Origin of the sequence: Bradyrhizobium sp., assembly GCF_049512235.1 — a bacterium.
Taxonomy (GTDB): Bacteria; Pseudomonadota; Alphaproteobacteria; order Rhizobiales; family Xanthobacteraceae; genus Bradyrhizobium.
Genome location: NZ_JBEKXH010000745.1, coordinates 1 through 2,732, shown reverse-complemented (window position 1 = coordinate 2,732; position 2,732 = coordinate 1). Strand labels below are relative to the sequence as shown.

Annotated in this window: 4 protein-coding genes and 1 pseudogene; 1 reads left to right on the top strand and 4 read right to left on the bottom strand. The window is 58.3% G+C overall.

Annotated elements, in window-relative coordinates:
- Nucleotides 1–1,521: hypothetical protein (locus tag ABSG20_RS34755; protein WP_423868952.1), on the top strand; the 1,521-nt coding region annotated here is incomplete at its 5' end.
- Nucleotides 1,522–1,595: 74 nt separating this feature from the next.
- Here the strand turns inward: ABSG20_RS34755 and ABSG20_RS34750 are convergent.
- The 4 genes and pseudogenes from ABSG20_RS34750 to ABSG20_RS34735 all read right to left on the bottom strand — a co-directional run.
- Nucleotides 1,596–1,775 (bottom strand): annotated as a pseudogene (locus ABSG20_RS34750) (hypothetical protein); the annotation flags it as partial.
- 15 nt (nucleotides 1,776–1,790) lie between these two features.
- Entirely contained in the window at nucleotides 1,791–1,940 is a 150-nt protein-coding gene (locus ABSG20_RS34745; RefSeq protein WP_423868951.1) for a hypothetical protein, read from the bottom strand.
- A 149-nt stretch (nucleotides 1,941–2,089) separates the two neighbouring features.
- Complete coding sequence (locus ABSG20_RS34740; RefSeq protein WP_423868950.1) at nucleotides 2,090–2,302, bottom strand: hypothetical protein; 213 nt, start codon at nucleotides 2,300–2,302, stop codon at nucleotides 2,090–2,092.
- Nucleotides 2,303–2,319: 17 nt separating this feature from the next.
- A partial coding sequence (locus ABSG20_RS34735; RefSeq protein ID WP_423868949.1) for a DUF5681 domain-containing protein occupies nucleotides 2,320–2,732 on the bottom strand: 413 nt, incomplete at its 5' end.

Sequence of the window (2,732 nt, the reverse complement as noted above, 5' to 3'; positions counted from 1 at the left end):
ATCCGTTATTACATCACCAACAATCCCACCGCATCGTACACCGGCGCATTCATTCATTTGCTTGACGATCTCGATACGAACGTCGCAGCACCTGATCTGGGAAAACTGACGGCATTGACGAGCAAGGTGGACGTTGCGATACGCGAAGCTCACCTCCAGGACGATTTTGTCACATCAAAGAATGTCTTGGGCCGATCGGGACCGGCTGACAAACCCATCGATTCGAGCATGCTGCGCAAGACCGAGAAGAATGCGTTTCTTTCCGATGGTGACCGACGCGATTTCATCCTCCTGTACAACTCGTCACCGCAAGCGCCGCACGTCACAAGGAACCTGAGCGGCACGATCACATTCGAAAATCAAGAAGCGACCGCCTGCCTTTACGAACCGAACTTCGACGAGGCGCAACGCCGTCTGATGAAACAGAAGCTTATTTCCGAATACAGGCTGCAAAAGCCCGGCGTCGATTCGCGCGAATGTTCCAGAAGCAGCCTCTTGACGTACGACGTCATCGCCGTTGAACGCGGCCATCTCGCGCAAATGCGATCCGAGCATCAGATTGCCCTGTACTCCGAAGTCGAAGCCAACCACTTCAAGCACCTGGAAACCATCACTTCGGGGCGGCTTGACGAGATCTTGGCCGACCAGAAAAAAGCACAAGCCCGAATTCAGGCGGATATCGAAAGCGGATCCGGCGAGGGCTACGGAATCGTTGAAGCAAGCCCGCGGGTCAATACGATTTGCATGGTTGTCAAAGACCAGGAAGCTGCCCATAGGCAGCTTCTGCAGGAAAAGGTCGAGCTGTCGACTTCCGACATCATCTCCAAGCCGACGCTGGACGATGCCTACAAGGCGCTGCAGCGGGACGAATGTCAGGCGATTTATTCGGCCGGCCCGGAGCTGAAAATCCTTACAGCGGCAATGGCGAAGGACGGCGCAGACCATTCCATTTCGGCGATCTGGAACAGAGACGAGGAGATTCAGAAGGCCGACAGATTGGCGCAGGCAAAAAGGGAGGAAGATGCAAGGCAGGCGCTCCTCGCAAAGACCCAGCAAGAGGCCAGGGAGAATTTGAGAAGGACGATGAATGCCGAGGAAAGCGCAACAGCAAGGGCGCGGCAGGAGGCTCTTCAATCGCAATTTGGAAAAGTTGCGGCGGCATATTCCGCCGCCATTGCAAAGGACGTACGAGATGCCACCGCAAGCCGCGACGATTGGCAACAGAGTGCCGGATACGCGCAGTATCCCAGGTTTGTCACCTGGTATCAAAACATGGTTCGCGACCATTGGGAGCTGCAGTCCTTGAATTCCGAGATTGCCGATTATGGGCGCGCCGAGTGGAAAGGCAGGCCCATGGAGACCGGCTTCACATTGATCACCATTCGGCTCCGCAACAGAATCCTTGGTGAATACAAGGATGTTTGCGTCGTTTTGGGACGCATGAACGACACTGAATTTGGCGGAGGTTGCTTGCGATCAAACTGCCCAGTCAGCGCTGTTGAAGAAAGCCAGAAATTTTGAAAGCCAGTGGCTCGTTCAACCGCAATCCTAGCTGATGCATGCCTAGCTGATGCACCGGCGTGCCAATACCAGACGCCCAAGGATGCCATCAGGAGCACGAACAGGATCAGCGATCCGCCGGGATAGCCGATGCCCAGCGAACGATCGGCAAAGTCCGCCATGGTGGTGCCGGCGGTCGTCGTGGCAATGATGACGCCCCAGTACAGGAACGGATGGAACGGTTTGGAAGAAATTTGGGCAGCGACGGCGACCACGACGATTCCGATGCACTAGCTGGGCGCTGCTGAGCGCATATCCCAATTCAAGGTCATGGACATGGCGTCGCCGCCGGTCTCTCCGAGGGTGGTTGCGGCAACCTTGATCACCCAAAACGTCAACGTGACTTCGGGGACCTGGCTCAGGCCATGTTCAGAATTCATGGATTATCTTCGGCGTGAGTGCCACTGTGCCGCCCGCTGAAGGTCCTGCCATTAGTTTGGTGCGAGCAGACGAGGCGCTATTGCGCCGTACAGGCTCAAGCCTCGCGCGCATTTTTGCGAGATGCCGGCGGACAAGATGAGTCACTGCTTCATTGCCCCCGCGGCTCCGCAAAATCAACGCCGCGGCTCATTTGGTAGCCACCCCTGATAATGATCCGGAAAGTGAAGCCGTCCGCCTCCGCCGCCTCGCCGCGTTCGATCATCGCACGCCTTTGCGCTTCGCATTCGGCTTTCGTGTCGCCGGTGACGCTGTGCCACCTGTCGGGCCGCGCCGGTTCTGCCTTGGCTTCCAGCCGGGCCAATCGATCCCTGATCCTGCTCATGTCGTGCCGCCTTCCAGTTTGTCGAGGCGTTTTTGCACCTCGGAAAGTTCGAATGATCTGACGTAGACGTCGATCAGCCTGCCGACTTCGGAGGCCTCCGATGGCGTGAGGCTGCCGGCGGCGGCAGCCCCCAAGAGCGCCGCGGACGCCACCCGCGCGTCGTCGGCATTGTTGATGGGGACCATCTCGAACGAAACCGGCCGATCCTTGCGCGGCGGCAGGATCCGATCAAGACAGAGCCGCAGCGCCGCGATGTCGCCCGCCAAGGCGAGATCAACCGCCTTGCGTGTGAGAGCTTCGGCCTCGCCATCCAGCAGCGCTTCCAGCGCCAGCGCACTGACGTTGCGCGAACCCTTGGGGCGTCCATTCGGGTTGCCCGACTGCCCGGGTTGAAAGCGTGTCGCGGCCT

What these genes read in the sequence shown, in the direction of transcription:
- ABSG20_RS34745 (WP_423868951.1), bottom strand. Translation starts at nt 1,940, where the DNA reads ATGAATTCTGAACATGGCCTGAGCCAGGTCCCCGAAGTCACGTTGACG.